The organism is Methylosinus sp. Sm6, assembly GCF_019802345.1.
In the GTDB taxonomy this organism is placed as follows: domain Bacteria; phylum Pseudomonadota; class Alphaproteobacteria; order Rhizobiales; family Beijerinckiaceae; genus Methylosinus.
Genome location: NZ_JAINDZ010000012.1, coordinates 76479 through 97259 on the forward strand (window position 1 = coordinate 76479; position 20781 = coordinate 97259).

Annotated in this window: 15 protein-coding genes and 2 pseudogenes; 11 read left to right on the plus strand and 6 right to left on the minus strand. The window is 66.5% G+C overall.

Annotation, left to right across the window (positions count from 1 at the left end):
* The first annotated feature begins 86 nt into the window (after positions 1-86).
* A complete protein-coding gene (locus K3F48_RS10245; RefSeq protein ID WP_255608815.1) occupies positions 87-2507 on the plus strand; it encodes a TonB-dependent receptor in 2421 nt (806 codons plus the stop codon).
* Between the two features lie 56 nt (positions 2508-2563).
* Here K3F48_RS10245 and kdpC read toward each other — a convergent pair whose 3' ends face one another.
* Genes kdpC through K3F48_RS24295 form a run of 5 tightly spaced genes read right to left on the minus strand, consistent with a single transcriptional unit; the run spans position 2564 to position 7266 of the window.
* Positions 2564-3163 carry a potassium-transporting ATPase subunit KdpC gene (gene kdpC / locus K3F48_RS10250; RefSeq protein ID WP_222575330.1) on the minus strand — a complete coding sequence of 200 codons (600 nt, stop codon included), beginning with the start codon at positions 3161-3163 and terminating at the stop codon, positions 2564-2566.
* Between the two features lie 12 nt (positions 3164-3175).
* Positions 3176-5275: a potassium-transporting ATPase subunit KdpB gene (gene kdpB / locus K3F48_RS10255; protein ID WP_222575331.1), complete on the minus strand. Its 2100-nt coding sequence runs from the start codon at positions 5273-5275 to the stop codon at positions 3176-3178.
* A 13-nt stretch (positions 5276-5288) separates the two neighbouring features.
* The gene (kdpA, locus tag K3F48_RS10260; protein WP_222575332.1) at positions 5289-6998 is read right to left on the minus strand and encodes a potassium-transporting ATPase subunit KdpA; all 1710 of its coding nucleotides are present in this window, start codon (positions 6996-6998) and stop codon (positions 5289-5291) included.
* 35 nt (positions 6999-7033) lie between these two features.
* Positions 7034-7120 (minus strand): K(+)-transporting ATPase subunit F, encoded by an 87-nt coding sequence (gene kdpF / locus K3F48_RS24870; RefSeq protein ID WP_370631398.1) that lies wholly within the window; start codon positions 7118-7120, stop codon positions 7034-7036.
* A gap of 14 nt (positions 7121-7134) precedes the next feature.
* Positions 7135-7266, minus strand: coding sequence for a hypothetical protein (locus tag K3F48_RS24295; RefSeq protein WP_255608816.1), 132 nt, complete (start codon positions 7264-7266; stop codon positions 7135-7137).
* 275 nt (positions 7267-7541) lie between these two features.
* Between K3F48_RS24295 and K3F48_RS10270 the strand changes: the two genes are divergently transcribed.
* From K3F48_RS10270 to K3F48_RS10310, 10 genes and pseudogenes are all read left to right on the plus strand, one after another.
* Positions 7542-8228 carry a response regulator gene (locus K3F48_RS10270; protein ID WP_222575334.1) on the plus strand — a complete coding sequence of 229 codons (687 nt, stop codon included), beginning with the start codon at positions 7542-7544 and terminating at the stop codon, positions 8226-8228.
* Positions 8229-8356: 128 nt separating this feature from the next.
* On the plus strand, positions 8357-10375 hold the full coding sequence (gene parE / locus K3F48_RS10275) for a DNA topoisomerase IV subunit B (RefSeq protein ID WP_222575335.1): 2019 nt from the start codon (positions 8357-8359) through the stop codon (positions 10373-10375).
* Positions 10376-10611: 236 nt separating this feature from the next.
* A complete protein-coding gene (locus K3F48_RS10280; RefSeq protein ID WP_222575336.1) occupies positions 10612-11631 on the plus strand; it encodes a sensor histidine kinase in 1020 nt (339 codons plus the stop codon).
* Positions 11632-11811: 180 nt separating this feature from the next.
* A pseudogene (locus tag K3F48_RS24875) lies at positions 11812-12156 on the plus strand (calcium-binding protein); the annotation flags it as partial.
* 45 nt (positions 12157-12201) lie between these two features.
* A complete protein-coding gene (locus K3F48_RS10285; protein WP_370631399.1) occupies positions 12202-13350 on the plus strand; it encodes a calcium-binding protein in 1149 nt (382 codons plus the stop codon).
* A complete protein-coding gene (locus K3F48_RS24300; RefSeq protein ID WP_255608831.1) occupies positions 13232-14509 on the plus strand; it encodes a hypothetical protein in 1278 nt (425 codons plus the stop codon). Before K3F48_RS10285 ends, K3F48_RS24300 begins: the two co-directional genes overlap by 119 nt.
* A 295-nt stretch (positions 14510-14804) precedes the next feature.
* Positions 14805-15143, plus strand: a pseudogene (locus K3F48_RS24880) (calcium-binding protein); the annotation flags it as partial.
* A 48-nt stretch (positions 15144-15191) separates the two neighbouring features.
* Positions 15192-15977 (plus strand): calcium-binding protein, encoded by a 786-nt coding sequence (locus K3F48_RS10300; RefSeq protein WP_370631400.1) that lies wholly within the window; start codon positions 15192-15194, stop codon positions 15975-15977.
* The gene (locus tag K3F48_RS24730) at positions 15892-16746 is read left to right on the plus strand and encodes a calcium-binding protein (protein WP_222575339.1); all 855 of its coding nucleotides are present in this window, start codon (positions 15892-15894) and stop codon (positions 16744-16746) included. The genes K3F48_RS10300 and K3F48_RS24730 overlap by 86 nt, the downstream gene beginning before the upstream one ends.
* A 182-nt stretch (positions 16747-16928) precedes the next feature.
* Positions 16929-17384, plus strand: a complete 456-nt coding sequence (locus tag K3F48_RS10310; protein WP_222575340.1) for a VOC family protein — start codon at positions 16929-16931, stop codon at positions 17382-17384.
* 39 nt (positions 17385-17423) lie between these two features.
* On the opposite strand, the gene K3F48_RS10315 is transcribed toward K3F48_RS10310, so the two are convergent.
* Positions 17424-20348 (minus strand): ribonuclease E/G, encoded by a 2925-nt coding sequence (locus K3F48_RS10315; RefSeq protein WP_222575341.1) that lies wholly within the window; start codon positions 20346-20348, stop codon positions 17424-17426.
* Between the last annotated feature and the right edge of the window lie 433 nt (positions 20349-20781).

A 20781-nucleotide genomic window follows, 5' to 3' on the forward strand; every position in this document is an offset into this window, starting at 1 on the left:
GGATGTTGAGCGCGACGGCCATCGTCACGGCAATGGGGGTCTTCGCGTTCGCAGGGAATGCCGACCGCGCGCAAGCGCACGCGCAGATGTCGGAGAAGGAAATCGCCGAGATCGTGCGCGGCTACGACATTCCGGCGGGTCCCGTTTCGACAGCGCTGAACCGCCTCGCCGACGAGAGCGGCGTGCGCATCGTCTACGACTCGAGATTGACGCGCTTTGTGCGTTCGAGAGGGCTCACGGGCCGCCACAAGCTGGCCGAGGCGCTCGCGGAGCTTCTGTCGGGCACTGGACTGCATTTCGAACTGTCCGCTAATGGCAAATCCGCGCTGATCGTGCTGGCGCAGGCCGGCGACACGCGAAACGACGCCAGCGCGGGCGGCGCGACGCCCTTGCCGCCGATCGACATCGGTCACGAGCAAAAGGAGAATCATGGCCGCGGAGCCGGCGGGTCGCCGCAGGGGCCCGGCGACAGATACACGGGCTACAAGGCCGACAGCGCCTCGAGCGCGATGAAAATGGACACGCCGCTCCTGAAGACGCCCGTGGCGATTCAGGTCGTGACGCGCCAGACGATGGACGATCAGCAGGCGATCAGCGTCGGGGACGCCATCGTCGTCAATGTCAGCGGCGTGCAGATGACGCCGAACTTCTACGAAGCCTACAAGGTCCGCGGCTTCACCAATTACGCCAGCTCCTACAAGAACGGCCTGGTCGAATATAGAATGCGCAATCTCGACACGACCAACCTTCAATCGATCGAGGTGCTCAAGGGGCCGGCGGCGATCCTCTATGGCCGTGTCGAGCCCGGCGGCCTCATCGACCTCGTGGTCAAGCGCCCGCTCGAGACGCCCTATTATTCCGTCCAGCAGCAGAACGGCTCCTTCGGCATGACCCGCACGACGCTCGACGCCACCGGCCCGCTGATCGCAGACAAGTCCGTGCTCTACCGCTTCAACGGGGAGTTCTATCACTCCTATTCCTATCGCGATTTCGTCAAGGACCAGAATGTCTTCCTGGCGCCGACCCTGAGCTTTCACCCGATCGAACAGTTCAGGCTGAACATCGATTTCGAATATCAGCACCGCACTGCGGTCAGCGATTATCCGCATCTTCCGGCCATCGGCGGCTATCCTGCGCAAATTCCGATCTCTCGCTATCTCCAGCCGCCGCTGCTCACCACCAGCTCTCCCGTCCAGTTCGACAAGAAGCGCATCGCCTATGACTGGACCTTCGCTTTCGACAAGAATTGGAGCCTGACGAATCGCCTGAGCTACATGTCTTCGGCCGACAGCACGACCAACAGCCTCGCGCTGAGCGTCGATCAGGTCACCGGCGACCTCCGTCGTTCTCTGACCAATACGACGAGCGTCGGCGGCGGCAAGGAGATCGATTTCGCGACGAATGTCGACCTCCATGGACATTTCGAAACCGGTCCGCTGACGCATGCCGCCCTGCTGGGCTTCGATCATCTCAGCACACGCATGCCGATGAGCAACACGATCTTCAGATCATTGAGCTCGATCAACATCTACGCGCCCAATTACTGGACGCTCGACAATCCCTTGGGCGCCCCCCTCTATGTCCGCCAAGCGCAGAAATGGACCGGCGTCTATGCGCAGGACCTGATCTCCTTCTTCGACGATTCGGTCCATGTTCTGCTCGGCGGCCGCTACGACTGGGCCGAGACGAGCAGCAACAAGAACACTTCGTCCTATGCCGGCGCGATGTCGACCTACACGACCGACTACAACAAGGCGTTCAGCCCGCGGGCCGGCCTCGTCTATCAGCCGCTTCCGTGGCTGTCGCTCTACGGCAATTTCACGCGATCGTTCGGGTTGAACAACACGACGAGCCTCGGGCTGCCGCTGCCGCCCCAGAAAGGCGAGCAGTTCGAGGGCGGCGTGAAGGCGGAGCTCCTGGACAAGCGCCTCATCGCGACCTTCGCCTTTTTCGACATCACCAAGACGAATATCGCCACTCCCGACCCGGCCAATCCGCTCAATACGCTGGTCATCGGACAGGCTCGCAGCCAGGGCGTCGAAATCGACCTGACCGGCCGCATCGACGACAATTGGAGCGTCATCGCCAATTACACGCATGACGACGTCCGCACGATCCAAGGGGCTCCCTCGTACAATCCTTCCACGTTGATGACGACACAGCTCGCCGTCGCCGGGTACAAGCTGCCGGCGAGCCCGCGCAATTACGGCAACCTCTGGGTCAAATACGAGGCCGACGGAGAGTTTCGCGGACTGAGCGTGGGCGGCGGCGTCTCCGTCGTCGAGAGCTCGCTCGGCGACAACGCCAACTCTTTCATCCTGCCCGGATATACGCTGCTCAACGGAATGATCGCCTACACGACCCAGATCGACCGCTTCACCGTCACAGCGCAGCTGAACGTCAAGAACGCCACCGATACGATCTATTATCCGACGTCGTCGAACCGTACGACGATCCAGACCGGCGCGCCGCGATCCGTTCTCGGCTCTCTGCGCGTGGAGTTCTGATCGTCCCGAGCCCGGAACAATGTTCGTCGATGGTCCGCAGTCCGACGCCGGCCTCATCAATGGAGCTCGTCCAACGCCAGATTGAGCGCGAGCACATTGACGCGCGGCTCGCCGATGAAGCCGGCGAAACGCTGCTCGATGTGCGCCTCGACGAGAGCGCGGACACGGGGCTCGGGCAGCCTGCGCGCAGCGGCGACGGCGGGAACCTGAGCCAGCGCGAATTGCGGCGAGATGTGCGGATCGAGCCCGGAGGCCGAGGTCGTGACGGCGTCCGCCGCCACCACATCGATGCGTCCCGCCGCGAATTCCGCCTCGATCGCGGCGTTCACGCGATCGACGAGCTTTTTCGAGGTGGGCCCGAGATTCGAGCCCGCGGAATTCGCCGCATTATAGGGCGCGTCGATCGTCTTGCCCGCGTCATTCGGGTCGGGCGCGCTCGTCGCCGAGGGGCGGCCGTGAAAATAATGCGCGGCCGCGAAATTCTGGCCGATCAGCCGCGAGCCGACGATCACGCCTTTGCGCTCGACGAGGCTTCCATTCGCCTCGTCGGGGAAAGCGAGCTGCGCGATCGCGGTGATCGCGAGGGGATAGGCGAGGCCCGTGAGCAGCGTGAGCAGGACGATCATGACGATCGCAGGACGAATTTGCGCGAGCATGGACGAGCTCCTTCAAGCGAGATGCAGCGTCGACACGATCATGTCGATCAGCTTGATGCCGACGAAAGGAATGATGACGCCGCCGAGGCCGTAGATCAGCAGATTTCTCCGCAGCAGCGCGGCGGCGCCGACCGGCCGATAGGCGACGCCCTTCAGCGCCAGCGGGATCAGCGCGATGATGATGAGCGCATTGAAGATCACCGCCGAGAGGATCGCCGACTGCGGCGAGGCGAGCTTCATCACATTGATCGCGCCGAGTTCCGGATAGGTCGCCATGAACAGCGCCGGAATGATCGCGAAATATTTGGCGACGTCATTGGCGATGGAGAAGGTCGTGAGCGAGCCGCGCGTCATCAGCAGCTGCTTGCCGATGGCGACGATCTCGATGAGCTTGGTCGGATCGCTGTCGAGATCGACCATATTGCCGGCCTCGCGCGCGGCCTGCGTTCCGGTCTGCATGGCGACGCCGACATCGGCCTGCGCCAGCGCCGGCGCGTCATTGGTGCCGTCGCCGCACATGGCGATGAGGCGTCCGCCCTGCTGCTCCTTGCGGATGTAGGCGAGCTTGTCCTCCGGCGTCGCCTGCGCGATGAAATCGTCGACGCCCGCTTCGGACGCGATCGCCGCGGCGGTGACCGGGTTGTCGCCCGTCACCATCACCGTCTTGACGCCCATGGCGCGCAGCTCGGCGAAGCGCGCCTTTATGTCGGGCTTGATGATGTCCTTGAGATGCACGACGCCGAGCAGGCGGCCGTTCTCGCCGACGGCGAGCGGCGTGCCGCCGGCGCGCGAGATGCGCTCGACGGCGCGCGTGAAATCCTCGGGCGCGCGCAGCGTCGAGACGCCGGCGCGCTCGAGAATGTCCGCGACCGCGCCGCCGCCGCGCTCGACGGAGCCGGCGACCGGCTGCGTCTGAGCGAGAATGGCGTCGACCGCGCCCTTGCGCAGCGCTCGACCCGGCAGATCGAGCCCCGAAATGCGCGTATGCGCGGAGAAGGGCACGATGCGCGCATCGCCGCCGAGCTCCGGCGCGGGAAGGCCATAGCGGCTCTTGGCGAGAGCGACGATCGAGCGTCCTTCCGGCGTCTCGTCGGCGAGCGAGGCGAGCAGCACCGCCTCGGCGAGCTCACGCTCGCCGACGCCGCCGACGGGGATGAATTCGTCCGCCATGCGGTTGCCGAATGTGATCGTTCCGGTCTTGTCGAGCAGCAGCGTGTCGACGTCGCCCGCCGCCTCGACCGCGCGCCCCGAGGTGGCGATGACGTTGAAGCGGATCAGGCGGTCCATGCCGGCGATGCCGATCGCCGACAGCAGCCCGCCGATGGTCGTCGGGATGAGGCAGACGAGCAGCGCGACGAGCACGGTGAGCGACAGCACGGTTCCGGAATAGCGGGCGAGCGGCCACAGCGTCGTGCAGACGATCAGGAAGATGATCGTCAAGCCGGACAGCAGAATCGACAGCGCGAGCTCGTTCGGCGTCTTCTGCCGCTCGGCGCCTTCGACGAGCGCGATCATGCGATCGATGAAGGTCGAGCCCGGCGCCGCGGTGATCCGCACCCGCACCCAATCGGACAGGACAGTAGTGCCGCCGGTCACCGCCGAGCGATCGCCGCCCGCCTCGCGAATGACCGGCGCCGATTCGCCGGTGATCGCCGACTCGTTGACGGAAGCGACGCCTTCGACGACCTCGCCGTCGCCGGGAATGAGATCGCCGGCCTCGACGAGCACGATATCGCCGACCTTCAGATCGAGCGCGGAGACGAGCTCGACCGCGCCGGCTCTCCACCGCTTGGCCTCGGCGTCGGCGCGCGTGCGGCGCAGCGCGTCGGCCTGCGCCTTGCCGCGCCCTTCCGCCACGGCTTCGGCGAAATTGGCGAAGAGCACGGTGAACCAAAGCCAGGCCGCGATCTGGCCGGAGAACAGGGCCGTTCCGTCCTGCGCGAAGAGATCGCGAATGAACAATATCGCGACCAGAGCAGAGACCGCTTCGGTGACGAAGATCACCGGATTGCGCGCCATCCTGCGCGGATCGAGCTTGGCGAAAGCGTCGATCGCCGCGCGGCCGATGATGGCCCGATCGAACAGGCCGGGGGCAGCGACTTTCGATGACATGAGGGAACTCCGTTCAGAAGGTCTTGCCCGCATCGAGCAGCAGATGCTCGACCACAGGACCGAGCGCGAGCGCCGGGAAATACTGGAGCAGATAGAGGATGACGATGACGCCGATCAGCAGTCCGACGAACAGCGGACCATGCGTCGGGAACGTGCCGCTGGAGGCCGGCGCCTTCTTCTTCGCGGCGAATGAGCCCGCCAGCGCCAGCACCGGGATGACGAAGGCGAAGCGACCGAGCGTCATCGCGACGCCGAGCGTGGCGTTGTACCAGGGCGTGTTGCCGCTGAGCCCCGCGAAGGCCGAGCCGTTGTTGTCCGTGGTCGAGGCGAAGGCGTAGAGGATTTCCGACAGGCCGTGCGGCCCCGCATTGTTCAGGCTGGCGAGAGCGCTCGGCAGCAGCGCCGACGCAGCCGAGAAGCCGAGCACGCAGAGCGGGTAGATCAGCACCGCCAGCATGGCGAGCTTCATCTCGCGCGTCTCGATCTTCTTGCCGAGATATTCCGGCGTGCGGCCGACCATGAGGCCCGCGACGAAGACGGCGATCACCGCCAGCACGAGGAAGCCATAGAGCCCGGCCCCGACGCCGCCCGGCGCGATGCTGCCCATCAGCATGTTGAACAGCGGAACGAGCCCGCCGAGCGGCATGAATGAATCATGCATCGCATTGACCGCGCCGCAGCTCGTGCCGGTGGTGGCGGCGGCGAAGAGCGCGCTGGCGGCGACGCCGAAGCGCACCTCCTTGCCCTCCATATTGCCGGGCGAGGGATCGACGCCGATCGACGTCAGCAGCGGATTGCCATTGGCCTCGGCCCAATAGGCCACGAGCACGCCGCCAGCGAGAACGATCAGCATCGTGACGGCGATCGCGCGTCCCTGCCGGACATCGAGGACCGCTCGTCCGAAGGCGAAGGCCGCGGCGAAGGGGATGACCAGCAGCGCCCAGATCTCCAGCATGTTGGACCAGGCGTTCGGGCTTTCGAACGGATGCGAGGAGTTGGCGTTGAAGAAGCCGCCGCCATTGGTGCCGAGCTCCTTGATCGCCTCCTGGCTGGCCACCGGCCCGATGGAGACGATCTGCGCGGCGCCTTCCAGCGTCGTCGCCTCGACGGAGCCTCGCAGCGTCTGCGGAACGCCCATTGCGACGAGCGCGAGCGCGACGATGATCGACAGCGGCAGCAGCACATAGAGCGTCGAGCGCGTCAGATCGACCCAGAAATTGCCGATCGTGGGAGACTGCGTGCGCGAGAAGCCGCGCGCCAGGGCGAAGGCCATGGCGAGTCCGGTCGCCGCCGAGACGAAGTTGTGAACGGTCAGGCCGAGCATCTGGACGAGATGGCTCATCATCGTCTCGCCGCTATAATTCTGCCAATTCGTGTTGGTCACGAAGCTGACAGACGTGTTGAAGGCGAGATCGGGCGGCACGCCGTCGAAGCCCTGCGGGTCGAGCGGCAGCATATTCTGGAGCCGTTGCAGAGCGTAGAGCGAGACGAAGCCGACGAGGCCGAAGGCGAGCACGGCCATGGCGTAGGCGAGCCAGCTCTGCTCGCGCGCCGGGTCGACGCCGGAGAGCTTGTAAAAGGCGCGTTCGACCGGCGAGAGCGCCGGCGTCAACCATGTGCGCTCGCCCGCGAGGACGCGGGCGATGAAGGCGCCGAGCGGAACCGCCGCGACGACGACGGCCGTAAGCACGACGGCGATTTGCGCCAAGCCAATGGCGTTCATGAGAAATGTCCTTTGCGGAACCCGAGGCGCTCGGATCAGAATTTTTCGGGATGAAGGAGCGTGTAGACGAGATAGGCGCCGAGCAGCACGGCGACGCTGAGGCCGATGATCGGTTCGAACATCGTTCGCTCCCGTTTCAGAGGCGCCCGCAGGCGCGCGCGTAAAGGCCCATCAGCACGAACAGAAAGACGCCGAGGCCGACATAGACGAGATCGAGCATGGTCTGTCTCCAGATCGACAATGCGTCGGCGGTATGCGTGCAAAGCACATAAGGGCGCTATTCGGATTTTCGCCTCGGGGCATAAGGACGGCGTAAGGAGTCGCTCGGATGCGCAAATTCTCGCCACGACGCCCTTGCGCGCGCGGCGTCCATTGTTCCATCTTGTGTCCGCCGACCACGCTCCCAGCAGGGCAATCGGGTGAAGGACTATATCCCCAACCCTCGTCCTGACGCTCCCAGGAATTCGACGTGCAAACTGAATTCGACTTGCAAACCGAATGGCCGAATTTCGCATGTCGCCGCGTCTCGCGAGGAGCGGCGACATGACCGAGCGTCGCGTTCTCATCGTCGATGACGAGCCGCAGCTGCGAAGGGTCCTGCGCCCCGCTCTCGCCGCCTGCGGCTATGAGGTGATCGAGGCGGAGACGGGCAGAGGCGCGCTCGAGGCGATCGCCGCCTCGGCGCCCGACGTCGTCGTGCTCGACCTCGGGCTTCCCGATATGGACGGGAAGGACGTGCTGGCGCGGGCCCGCGCCTTTTCGCAAGTCCCGATCTTGATCCTTTCGGCGCGCGATCGCGAAGCCGAAAAGATCGCCGCGCTCGATTCCGGCGCCGACGACTATATCGAAAAGCCGTTCTCGACCGGCGAGCTCATGGCGCGGCTGCGCGCCGCTCTGCGGCATGGTTCACGCGCCGCGGACGAGCCGAGAGAGATCGAGAGCTGTGGTCTGCGCGTCGATATGGACAGACGTCTGGTGACGAAGAACGGCCAACCGATCAAGCTGACGCCGAAGGAATACGACCTCCTGACGACCCTCGCGCGGCGCCCCGACCGCCTGCTCACGCATGGCCAAATCCTTTCGGCCGTGTGGGGCCCCGCGCATCGGCAGGACACGCACTATCTCCGCGTCTTCATCGGCCAATTGCGCGCCAAGATCGAGGACGACACCGCCGCGCCCAGGATCGTGCTGACGGAGCCGGGCGTCGGATATCGCTTCGTCAAGGCGTGACACGCAGCGAGGCGAGCCCAAAGGATCGAGAATCGCCCCCTTGCGGACGTCTCGCGCCGGATTGGAGTTGTCAGCCTATCGCGCAAGCCCCCTCGCCCCCGCCCCCGCGAATCGCTAAAATCCCCCTCATGGCCAAATCCGACGATCTCTTCGGCGGCGCTCAGCGCAAGCCTGCCGCCGCCGCTCCCGCCGCGAAAGCGCCCAAGGCGCCGGCGGAGTATGACGCCGCCTCCATCGAGGTGCTGGAGGGGCTGGAGCCCGTCCGGCGGCGGCCGAGCATGTATATCGGCGGCAAGGACGAGGCCGCCATGCATCACCTCTTCGCCGAGGTGCTGGACAATTCCATGGACGAGGCCGTCGCCGGCCACGCCAGCTTCATCGAGGTCAGCCTCGAGCCGGACGGCTGGCTCACCGTCATCGACAACGGCCGCGGCATCCCCGTCGGCCCGCATCCGAAATTCCCCAAGAAATCGGCGCTGGAAGTGGTCATGACCGTGCTGCATGCCGGCGGCAAGTTCGACTCGGGGGCCTATCAGACCTCCGGCGGCCTGCACGGCGTCGGCGTGTCCGTGGTCAACGCCCTCTCGGAGCGGCTCGAGGTGGAGGTCGCCACCGGCCAGCAGCTCTACCGGCAAATCTACGCGCGCGGCCTACCGCAGACGGGGCTCGAGCAGGTCGGCCGGGCGCCCAATCGCCGCGGCACGAAAATCCGCTTCAAGCCCGACGCCGAGATTTTCGGCCCGGCCACGCATTGGCGTCCGGCGCGGCTCTTCCGCATGTCCCGCTCCAAGGCCTATCTCTTCGGCGGCGTCGAAATCCGCTGGCATTGCGCCAAGGAGCTGATCGAGCCGGGCTCGGATGTGCCGGCCGAGGCGGTGCTGCGCTTTCCCGGCGGGCTGCGCGACTATCTCGCCCGCGAGACCGAGGGCAAGGAGCTCGTCGCCGATCAGCCCTTCGTCGGCAAGGTGGAGCGCGAGGGCGGCCATGGCTCGCTCGAATGGGCGATCGCCTGGTTCGCCAATGAGGACGGTTTTTCGCACTCTTACTGCAACACCATTCCGACGCCGGACGGAGGCACGCATGAAGCCGGCTTCCGTCTCGCTCTGCTGCGTGGGCTCAAGGATCACGCCGAGCGCATCGGCCAAGCCAAGCGCGCCGCGCTGCTGACGGCCGAGGATCTGATGGGCCAGTCGGCGGCGATGATATCGGTGTTCATCCGCGAGCCGGAGTTCCAGGGCCAGAACAAGACGCGGCTGATGAATGTCGACGCCTCGCGCCTCGTCGAGGGCGCGGTGCGCGACGCCTTCGATCATTGGCTCGCCGGCGCGCCCTCGCAGGCGACCAAGCTGCTCGATTTCGCGGTGGAGCGCGCCGAGGAGCGCCTGCGCCGCCGCGCCGAGAAGGAGCAGGCGCGCAAATCCCCGACGCGCAAATTGCGCCTTCCGGGCAAGCTCGCCGATTGCACCAACACCTCGGCGCAGGGGTCGGAGCTGTTCATCGTCGAGGGCGATTCGGCCGGCGGCTCCGCCAAATCGGCGCGCGACCGCGCCAGCCAGGCGGTGCTGCCTCTGCGCGGCAAGATTCTCAATGTCGCCTCCGCCGGCAAGGAGAAATTCGCCGCCAATCAGCAGCTCGCCGATCTCGTGCAGGCGCTCGGCTGCGGCGTCGGCTCGCATTATCGCGACGAGGATCTGCGCTACGACAAGATCATCGTGATGACCGACGCCGATGTCGACGGCGCGCATATCGCGTCGCTGCTCATCACCTTCTTCTTCCGGCAAATGCCCAAGCTCATCGACGGCGGCCATCTCTATCTCGCGGTGCCGCCGCTCTATAAGCTGACGCAAGGGCCGAAGACGGTTTACGCGCGCGACGACAAGCATCGCGACGAGCTGGTGAAGAAAGTGCTGACCGGCAAGGGCAAGATCGAGACGAACCGATTCAAGGGCCTCGGCGAGATGCGTTCGGATCAGCTCAAGGAAACGACCATGGATGCGAGGAAGCGCACGCTTCTCAAGGTCATGATCGCCGGCGAGGAGCGGGAGGAGACCGCCGACTGCGTCGAGCGGCTGATGGGAACCAAGCCCGAGGCGCGCTTCGCCTTCATCCAGGAGCGCGCGCCTTTCGCCACAGAGCTCGACGTGTGAGCGGAACCTTGCCGCGCGACGAACGTTTGCCATGCGCAGGCGCAGCTGTCGGTGGACCTGGGCGAAGCGGAACGAATCGCCTGAAGGAAAAAATCCCCTCACCCTCCTGAGCCGCCGCAGGCGGCGTCTCGAAGGACGAGGATGACTGGGCCATATGTCTTCATTCGAGCATTTGTGTTCGACATTGGCCCGATCACCGCGTCGAGCAGAGGGACGAGCTCTTGGCCGATATCGACATGAGGCGCATCGCATCCGATGGGAACGGCCGCGACAGCGATTCGGCGCTGGCGCTGGAGCGCATGCGCATGGCGCTCGACGCCAGCCTCACCGGCATTTGGGATTGGGACCTCGTCACCGGCGAGGTTCATCTCGACGATCGCGTGCGCGCGCTCTGGGCGCTGCCCGAAGGCGCGCCCGGCAGCTTCGAGATTTTCCGCAATGCGCTGCATCCCGACGATAAGGAGCGCACGCGCGAGGCCGTCGAGGCGGCGCTCGATCCCGCCCACGTCGGCGATTACGAGGCGGAATATCGCGTGATCGGCGAGACCGACGGAATCGAGCGCTGGGTCGCCGTGCGCGGCCGCACCGTCTTCGAGAACGGACATGCCGCGCGCATCATCGGCACGGCGCGCGACATCACCGAGCGCAAGCGCCGCGAGCAGCATGTGCATGTGCTGCTGCGCGAGCTGGTGCATCGCTCGAAGAATCTGCTCGCCGTGGTGCAGGCGATGGCGCGGCAGACGGCGGCGGGCTCGCCGTCGCTCGAGGATTTCCAGCGCAAGTTCGCCGCGCGGCTGCAGGCGCTGGCCATGGCGCATGATCTGCTCGTGTCGCAGGAGTGGCGCGGCGCCTGCATGCGCGAGCTCGCCAGCGCGCAGATCGGCTATTGCCTCGATCTCGACTGCGTCGACACGCGCATCGAAGGCGAGCGCGTGATGCTGAAGCCGGAGGCGGCGCAGAACATCGGCCTCGCTCTGCACGAGCTCGCCGTGAACGCGCTCACCCATGGCGCGTTGTCGCAGCCGGGCGGACGCGTCGAGCTGCGCTGGCGCGTCGAGGGCGATCGCTTCCTCGTCGAATGGCGCGAGTTCGGCGGCCCGCCGGTGGACGACGCGCCGCGCGAGGGTTTCGGCTACAAGGTGATCAAGCGCCTCGTGGCGCAGGCGCTCGGCGGCGAGTCGACGGTCGGCTTCGCGCCGGACGGCTTTCGGTGGACGCTCGCCGTGCCGTCGGCGCAGGCGCTGGCGGTCGACTGACGGCGGCCTCGATTCGCATCATTGCCGAAAAAATCGCGGCGCCTCCTCCAAATGGGGGAGGCATAGACGACTGTCTTGGTTCACTCCTCAACTTGGTTTCCGTCGAGCGCGAACGGCTTCTCGATGAAGCGCGGTCGATTTCGAAAGTGTCTGTGGACGCAAGGTCTTGGAGTATTGAAAATGGCGCTCATCAGGGGCACTGACCAAGATGATCTATATCTGTTTGGCGATAGATATCAAGCAAATCAAATTTTCGGTTACGGCGGAAATGATAGCATAGATGGAGGAATTTTGTCTGATGAATTGGATGGGGGCGAAGGAGATGATTCTATATACGCTTTCGATGGAGACGATGTGATTTATGATAAGTCTGGGAACAATATCATATACGCGGGTGGAGGCGATGACTCTGTCTGGGTGGGTCAGGTCGGTCTAGGCCTTGTAGCGACGAACAAGATATCTCTCGGCAGCGGAGATGACTGGGTATTGGCCGGCGGCCAGAAGGATCTGATCGACGGCGGCCCAGGCGATGATAGCGTCAGTTATTATTGGTCTGCTGATGGGGTGACGGTGAATCTTCTGACTGGCAAGGGTTCGGGAGGGTCGGCGGAGGGCGATACATATCGGCTCGTCGAAGACGTGTCGGGCAGTAATCGAGGCGACCTCCTCATCGGCAATGGCGCTTACAATGTCCTCGAGGGAAGGGACGGCGACGACCGCATCGAGGGCCGCTCCGGCGGCGATTACCTGGACGGCGGCGACGGCGTCGATACGCTCGAATATTTCGACAGCGTCGCGGGCGTGCAGATCGATCTCGCGGCCGGGACCGCCGCGGGCGGCTCGGCCCAGGACGATCAGATCTTCAATTTCGAGAATGTCTGGGGCAGCGCCTTCGCCGACTCGCTGACGGGCGACGACGGCGCCAATGCGCTGAACGGTTTTGCCGGCGGCGACCTGCTCAACGGCCTGGGCGGCGACGACATTCTGAAAGGCGGACTCGGCAAGGACACACTGGACGGCGGCGCCGGCGTCGACACGGCCGACTATAGCGACAAGACGGCGGCGGTCGTGGTGAATTTGAACGGCGACACGAATGCGGCGGTGAGGGTCGGCGGCGTCGCCGAGGATGTGATCCGCAATATCGAGAACGTCACGGGCGGCGCGGGCGCGGACACGCTGTGGGGCGATAATCTGGCGAATGCGCTCTTCGGCGGCGGCGGCGACGATGTGCTGCGCGGGGCCGGCGGGGCCGATGTTCTCGACGGAGGGGCGGGCATCGACACCGCCGACTACAGCTATCTGGAATCGTTCCCGGTCAGGGTCGTCCTGAACGGCGCGTCCGACGCGACCGTGACGGTCCGCGGCGTCACCGAGGACACGCTCCGCAACATCGAGAATGTGACAGGAGGCGGCGGGGGCGATATGCTCATCGGCGACGGGCTGGCCAATGTTCTGCTCGGCGGCGGCGGCTACGACTTTACTGAGTGGCGGCGGCGGCGCCGATCTCATGGACGGCGGCGCGGGCGTCGACACCGCGGATTATGGCTACACGAACGCCCCTGTCGTCGTCACCTTGAACGGGGCGAGGACCTCTGTCGTGATGGTCGGCGGCGTGGCGGAGGACAGAATCCGCAACATCGAGAATGTGACCGGCGGCTCGGGCGCCGACACGCTGCGCGGCGACGGCCTCGCCAATGTGCTCTCGGGCGGCTTCGGTAATGACGTGCTGCGTGGCGGCGGCGGCAAGGACGTGCTGGACGGCTACATCGGCGTCGACACGGCGGATTATAGCGACAAGACGGCCTCGGTCGTTCTGACGCTGAATGGCGCAGCGGATGCGGTGGTGACGGTCGGCGGCCTGGCGGAGGACACCATCAGCAGCATCGAGAATGTGACCGGCGGCGCGGGCGCGGACACGCTGCACGGCGATAATCTCGCCAATGCGCTCTCGGGCGGCGGCGGCAATGATGTGCTGCGCGGCGCCGGCGGAGCCGATGTTCTCGACGGCGGCGCGGGCGTCGACACGGCCGATTACAGCGACAAGACGTCGTCGGTCTTGGTGATGCTGAACGGCGCGACGAATGCGACAGTGACGATCGACGGCGTCGCCGAGGACACGCTCCGCAACATCGAGAATGTGACAGGCGGCGGCGGGGCCGATGTCCTGGATGGCGGCGCGGGCGTCGACACCGCGCGATATGGCAACATCACCGCCCCTGTCGTCGTCACCTTGAACGGGGCGAGGACCTCTGTCGTGATGGTCGGCGGCGTGGCGGAGGACAGAATCCGCAACATCGAGAATGTGACCGGCGGCTCTGGCGATGACACGCTGCGCGGCGACGGCCTCGCCAATGTGCTCTCGGGCGGCTTCGGCAATGACGTGCTGCGTGGCGGCGGCGGCAAGGACGTGCTGGACGGCTACATCGGCGTCGACACGGCGGATTATAGCGACAAGACGGCCTCGGTCGTTCTGACGCTGAATGGCGCGGCGGATGCGGTGGTGACGGTCGGCGGCGTGGCGGAGGACACCATCCGCAGCATCGAGAATGTGACGGGCGGCTCGGGCGCCGACACGCTCGTCGGCGACGGAAAGGCGAACACGCTTCTCGGCGGAGGCGGCGATGACACGCTGACGGGCGCAGGCGGCGCGGACATCTTCGTCTTCGCGCCGGCGTTCGGGCGCGATGTCGTCACCGATTTCACGTCGAGCGATACGCTGCGGATCGATCACACGATCTTCGCCGACTGGACGACGCTGCTGAGCCATGCCCAGCAAGTGGGCGCGGACACGGTCATCACGTCGAGCGCGACCCAGACGATCACGCTGGACAATTTCAGCCTCGCCGCCCTGACCGCGAGCCAGATTCAGTTCGTCTGAGCGGGCCGTCCGATGCGCCTCGGCTCTTCGCAGGGGCTCGCCGACGGCTGACGACCGCCACGATCGTCTTCGTCGAGAAATCGCGCAAAACGCGCGGCGCGTCCCCCGAACGGAGGAGGAGGCGACGGCTGTCGTCGTCTATGGATCAGCGCGGCGACGGGCGCTCCGAATTTCGGCGTCTCGAATGCGACGCGGCCGATTTCGAGAAAGTCGGGGCGACGCGTCACCGTCGCGCGACGGGATCGAGGCAACGGGCGGCTCTGGCGGCGATGACACCGATGATGGAGCGTCGGATATGGCAGCTTTTTATGGCACAGATCTGAATGATCATTTTTCCGGCGAACTGGGCGCCGTCAACACTATTTTCGGAAATGCCGGAAACGACGATATCTATGGCGGAGTTTTGAAGGATTATATGTACGGAGGAGAAGGAGACGACTTCGTATATGCGGACGACGGTGGTGATTTTATCGAAGATGTGTCTGGAAATAACGTAATATATGCAGGGCCTGGCGATGACGATGTCCGGGTAAATTTTAACGGGCTCGGTCTCGCTGCGACGAACGACATCAATCTGGGGGCCGGAGACGATATCGTATCAGCGGGTGGGCAAAAAGATCGGATCTACGGCTGGCTGGGCGAGGACGAAGTGGGATATTCTTCCTCCCCCGGCGGCGTGACAGTGAACCTCCTGACAGGCAAGGGCTCGGGGGGATGGGCTGAGGGCGATACATATTTTTTCGTCGAAAACGTGTACGGCAGCTTCGGCGACGACGTCCTCATCGGCAATGGCGCGTACAACGTCCTCTGGGGAGTGGACGGCGACGACCGTATCCAGGGCCGCTCCGGCGGCGATTATCTATACGGCGGCGCGGGCGTCGACACGCTCGACTATCTCGACAGCGTCGCGGGCGTGCAGATCGATCTTGCCGCCGGGACCGCCGCGGGCGGCTCGGCCCAGGACGATCAGATCTTCGACTTCGAGAATGTCTGGGGCAGCGCCTTCGCCGACTCGCTCTCGGGCGACGACGGCGCCAATGCGCTGAGCGGCTTCGCCGGCGCCGACCTGCTCAACGGCCAGGGCGGCGACGACATTCTGTCCGGCGGCTCGGGCCGTGACGTGCTCGACGGCGGCGCCGGCGTCGACACGGCCGACTATAGCGACAAGACGGCGGCGGTCGCGGTGACCTTGAACGGCGCGGCCAACGCGACGGTGAGGGTCGGCGGCGTCGCCGAGGATGTGATCCGCAACATCGAGAATGTCATCGGCGGCGAAGGCGCCGACACGCTGCGCGGCGACAATCTGGCGAATGCGCTCTCGGGCGGCGGCGGCGACGATGTGCTGCGCTGCTTCGGCGGATGCGACAGTATGGGTCGGCGGCGTGGCCGAGGACACGATCCGCAACATCGAGAATGTGACCGGCGGCGCGGGCGCCGACTCGCTCTTCGGCGACGGCCTCGCGAATAGCCTCTCGGGCGGCTTCGGCCATGACCGGCTGCGCGGCGGCGGCGGCAAGGACGTGCTGGACGGCGGCCTCGGCGTCGACATGGCGGATTATAGTGACAAGACGGCCTCCGTCATGGTGACGTTGAATGGCGCGACGGATACGGTGGCGACGGTCGGCGGGATCGCCGAGGACACGATCCGCAGCATCGAGAATGTGACGGGCGGCGCGGGAAGCGACACGCTGTTCGGCGACAGCCTCGCCAATGCGCTCTCCGGCGGCTCCGGCAATGACGTGCTGCGCGGCGGCGGCGGCAAGGATGTGCTGGACGGCGGCCGCGGCGTCGACACCGCGGACTATGGCGACAAGACGGCCTCCGTCATCGTGACGCTGAACGGCGGGACGCAATCAGTGGTGACGGTCGGCGGAGTCGCCGAGGACAAGATCCGCAACATCGAGAATGTGACGGGCGGCTCGGGCGCCGACACGCTCATCGGCGACGGACTGGCGAACAGGCTTGTCGGGGGCGGCGGCAATGACACGCTGACAGGCGCGGGCGGCGCGGACATCTTCGTCTTCGCGCCGGCGTTCGGTCGCGACGTCGTCACCGACTTCACCTCGAGCGACAAGCTGCGGATCGACCGCACGATCTTCGCCGACTGGACGACGCTGCTGAGTCATGCCCGGCAGGTCGGCGCGGACACGGTCCTCACCTCGAGCGCGACCCAGACGATCACGCTGGACAATTTCAACCTCGCCAGCCTGACCGCGAGCCAGATTCAGTTCGCCTGACCGCGTCGCGGCGGTTTCGGCGCGGAACTCCGACACCCGACAACCGCCGATCACCGCCGACAACCGCGCGCGCTTCGCCCGGCCGAGGGGTCGTTCTATAATGGCGTCGCGGGGCGAACGCTCCGGCTTCGGCGACCGGCGCCGGCCGAGCCGGGCCCATTGCGGCGCCGAGGGGCGGCTGAATGACCAGATATCTGCACACCATGATCCGCGTCGGCGACCCCGATGCGACGATCCGCTTCTTCGAGCTGCTGGGGCTGCAAGAGACGCGGCGGATGGAAAATCCCGCCGGGCGCTTCACGCTGATCTTTCTGGCGGCGCCCGAGGATGTGAAGCAGAACCAGGGCCGCCCGGGCTCGGAGGTCGAGCTGACCTATAATTGGCCGCCCGAGGGCGGCGCGCCGGAGACCTATGGCGGAGGCCGCAATTTCGGCCATCTGGCCTATGAGGTCGACGATATCTACGCCACCTGCCGGCGGCTGATGGACGCCGGCGTCGCCATCAACCGTCCGCCGCGCGACGGCCATATGGCCTTCGTACGCACGCCGGACGGCATTTCGGTGGAGCTGCTGCAGGCCGGCGAGCGGCTGGCCCCGGCCGAGCCCTGGGCCTCCATGCCCAACTCCGGCAGCTGGTGAGCGAGAGGGCGCGGCGGACCGAGCCGCCGCGCGCCGCGGTCAGTCGCCGCCGAGCGAAGCCTTCGCCCGTTGCCACCAGCCGCCCTTTTTCGGCCGGCTCGGATCGGCGTGGGTGATGATCGTCTCGGTCGGCTCGCGCGGCGGAGGCGGCGCAGCCGCTTCATGGATGGGCGCCGGCGGCGCCTCGGCTTCGGCGGCCGCCGGCGGCGGCGCCTCGGCGGAAGGCGCTTCGGCGCTCGGCGCCGCGACCGGCGCTTCCGCAGCCGGAGGGGCCGGGAGCGGAGGCGCGAACGACTCCACAGCGGCCGCGGCCGGCGGCGCTTCCGCCAGCGGCTCGACCGGCGCCGGCGTCTCGGCGGCGACGCCATCGGCCCTCGCCTCGTCGGCGACCTCGCCCTCCGGCGCGGCCGCGCCCTGCTCGACAAACTCCGCCGGCAAAGGGCTGGAGCGCGTCCAGCGTCCGGCGCGGCGACGCCCGCCGCGGCTTCCCCGCTCGTTCGGACGCGAGCCGTCGCTCGACTGCGTCGGAACCCCGTCGATCTCGGCGACCATGGCAAGCCCTTCGTCCGACGGCTGCTCCGCTCCCGGCTGCGCCTCGGCGGCGTCGCCGTTTCCGACGCCGCCGCGTCCCCGGCGCCGACGTCGGCGCCGCGAGCGCTGCTGGCCGTCGCCGGCCTCCTCGCCGCCGATCTGCGGCAGGCGCTGAACGGGCGGGCGCTGCTCTCCCTCCGGCGCGGCCTCGGCGATCTCCTCGATCTCCTCGATCTCCTCGATCTCCTCCTCGACATCGACCGGCGGCGCGCCGGCGCGCAAGGGCTGCAAGGCGGCGGGAAGCTCGCGCACGCCGCTCGCCGGCTCGCCGCGCTCCAGCGCGTGATAGGCGGTGCCGGTCAGGCTGTCGTCGGCGGCGACGGTGATGGCGACGCCGAAGCGACGCTCCAGCGCCTGCAGATGCGTGCGTTTCTGATTGAGGATGTAGAGCGCGACCACGGCGCGCGTGCGCAGGATGATGTCATGCGCCGAGCTCTTGATCAGCGCATCCTCGAGCACGCGCAGCACATGCAGCGCGATCGAGGCCGTGGAGCGCACCGTGCCGGCGCCGGCGCAATGCGGGCAAGGCACGGTCGACCCCTCGAGCACGCCGGCGCGGATGCGCTGGCGCGACATTTCCAAGAGGCCGAAATGCGAGATGCGGCCGACCTGGATGCGGGCGCGATCGTTCTTCAGCGCGTCCTTGACGCGGCGCTCGACGGCGCGATTGTTGCGGCCCTCCTCCATGTCGATGAAATCGACGACGATGAGGCCGGCGAGATCGCGCAGGCGCAGCTGGCGGGCGACCTCGTCGGCCGCCTCGAGATTGGTGCGCAGCGCCGTGTCCTCGATATTGTGCTCCCTGGTGGAGCGGCCCGAGTTCACGTCGATGGCGACCAGCGCCTCGGTCTGATTGATGACGAGATAGCCGCCCGACTTCAGCGTGACCTGATTGGAGAACAGCGCGTCGAGCTGCGATTCGGCGCCGGCGGACGCGAAGATCGGCGTCGGCTCGCGATAGAGCCGGACATTCTTCGCATGGCTCGGGATGAGCATGCGCATGAAGTCCTTGGCCTCGCGATAGGCCTCGTCGCCCGAGACGATCACCTCCTCGACGTCGCGGCCGTAGAGGTCGCGGATAGCGCGCTTGATCAGCGAGCCCTCCTCATAGACGAGGGTCGGGGCGCTGGAGCGCAGCGTCAATTCGCGCACGCTCTCCCACATGCGCAGCAGATATTCGAAGTCGCGCTTGACCTCGGCCTTGGTGCGCGTCGCGCCGGCGGTGCGCAGGATGACGCCCATGCCCTCCGGCACCTCGAGCTCCTGCACGATCTCCTTGAGGCGCTTGCGGTCGGCGCCGTCGGTGATCTTGCGGGAAATGCCGCCGCCGCGCGCGGTATTGGGCATCAGCACGGAATAACGGCCGGCGAGCGACAGATAAGTGGTGAGCGCCGCGCCCTTGTTGCCGCGCTCCTCCTTGACCACCTGCACCAGCAACACCTGGCGGCGCTTGATGACCTCCTGAATCTTATACTGCCGGCGCGGACGCGCGGCGCGATATGGCGCCTCGTCCATGGCGTCGCCGCCGATATGCTCGACCTGCTCGTCCTCGTGCTCTTCGTCTTCCTCGTGCTCTTCGTCGCCGCGCGCGTCCTCGCGCTCGTGCTCATGCTCCTCGTCGCGCTCGTCCTTGCGGCGCGCCTTGAGCTCGTGGTCCCGCTCGAGCTCGGCCGGGGCGTCCTCGAGATGGCCCGTCTCGACGACGCCGAACCCTTCCGGGTCGATCGAGATCGGGTTTTCCGCCGCTTCGCCGAGCGCCGCCGCCTCGGCCGGCTCGGCCGCTTCCGCGACCGCCGCGGCCGGCTCTTCGGATGCGGGCTCGCTCGGCGGCGACGGCTCGTCGGCGGCGAGCGCTTCGGTCACGCTCGCGGCTTCGGACGCCAGATCGCCCTCCGACGGCTCGAGCGGCGGTTCCGCCGGAGCGAGCGCCGTGGAAAATTCTGGCGCCTCTCGTGCTTCCTCGTCGGGAGCGGTCTCCGAGGTCACGCTGTCGCCGGAGGCGGCGCGCTTCTCGGCGCTGTCGCCATGGCGGCGGCGGGAGCGGCGGCGGCCGTGCGGGCGCGGCTCCTCCTCCTCCTGCTGATGCGCCCGGCTCTCCTCCTCGAGGAGGGCGAGGCGATCGGCGACGGGGATCTGGTAATAATCGGGATGGATCTCGGCAAAGGCGAGGAAGCCGTGACGATTGCCGCCATAGTCGACGAAGGCCGCCTGCAGCGACGGCTCGACGCGCGTCACCTTGGCGAGATAGATGTTGCCGCGCAGCGGCTTCTTGTCGGCGGCTTCGAAGTCGAATTCCTGAACGCGGTTACCGCGCAGCACCACCACCCGGGTCTCTTCCGGGTGGGATGCGTCGATGAGCATTTTGTTGGCCATGAGAAACTCTTTGCCGCGTGACGCGAGGCGACGCCGGCGGTCGGAACGAATGCCCATGCGAGGACGATGCGACCGGGATCCGGCGAAGCGTCGGCGATCCGACGCGTGTTTGCGAGTGAGAGGAGCAGATCGCGAAACTTCGGGAACGCGAGCCGGCCCTGCGGCCGGCGGACCAAACGAGGAGCGGATCCGGCGAGCCGGATCCGGAGCCGCAGGGACGGCGTCCATGGAAAGCAGCGCGCACCGACGCGTCCGCCGTCCGCGCGAAGAGCGCGAAGCGAGGGGTCGGTGCGCGGCATGTCATGGACGTCGCCATGAGCTCGTTACAAAAACCTGTTTCGCGGCGCCGTTCGAAGGCGCCCGCTTGTCCCGATCAGCGCTCGCGAGAAGCGCGACCTGAGCTGTTTGCGCCGCAGCTTATGCCCGCTCCGTT

What these genes read in the sequence shown, in the direction of transcription:
- K3F48_RS10270 (WP_222575334.1), top strand. Translation starts at nt 7,542, where the DNA reads ATGACCGAGCGTCGCGTTCTCATCGTCGATGACGAGCCGCAGCTGCGA.
- K3F48_RS10280 (WP_222575336.1), top strand. Translation starts at nt 10,612, where the DNA reads ATGAGGCGCATCGCATCCGATGGGAACGGCCGCGACAGCGATTCGGCG.
- kdpA (WP_222575332.1), bottom strand. Translation starts at nt 6,998, where the DNA reads ATGAACGCCATTGGCTTGGCGCAAATCGCCGTCGTGCTTACGGCCGTC.
- K3F48_RS10310 (WP_222575340.1), top strand. Translation starts at nt 16,929, where the DNA reads ATGACCAGATATCTGCACACCATGATCCGCGTCGGCGACCCCGATGCG.
- kdpB (WP_222575331.1), bottom strand. Translation starts at nt 5,275, where the DNA reads ATGTCATCGAAAGTCGCTGCCCCCGGCCTGTTCGATCGGGCCATCATC.
- kdpC (WP_222575330.1), bottom strand. Translation starts at nt 3,163, where the DNA reads ATGCTCGCGCAAATTCGTCCTGCGATCGTCATGATCGTCCTGCTCACG.
- K3F48_RS24300 (WP_255608831.1), top strand. Translation starts at nt 13,232, where the DNA reads ATGGTCGGCGGCGTGGCGGAGGACAGAATCCGCAACATCGAGAATGTG.
- K3F48_RS10315 (WP_222575341.1), bottom strand. Translation starts at nt 20,348, where the DNA reads ATGGCCAACAAAATGCTCATCGACGCATCCCACCCGGAAGAGACCCGG.
- K3F48_RS10245 (WP_255608815.1), top strand. Translation starts at nt 87, where the DNA reads ATGTCGGAGAAGGAAATCGCCGAGATCGTGCGCGGCTACGACATTCCG.
- parE (WP_222575335.1), top strand. Translation starts at nt 8,357, where the DNA reads ATGGCCAAATCCGACGATCTCTTCGGCGGCGCTCAGCGCAAGCCTGCC.
- kdpF (WP_370631398.1), bottom strand. Translation starts at nt 7,120, where the DNA reads ATGTTCGAACCGATCATCGGCCTCAGCGTCGCCGTGCTGCTCGGCGCC.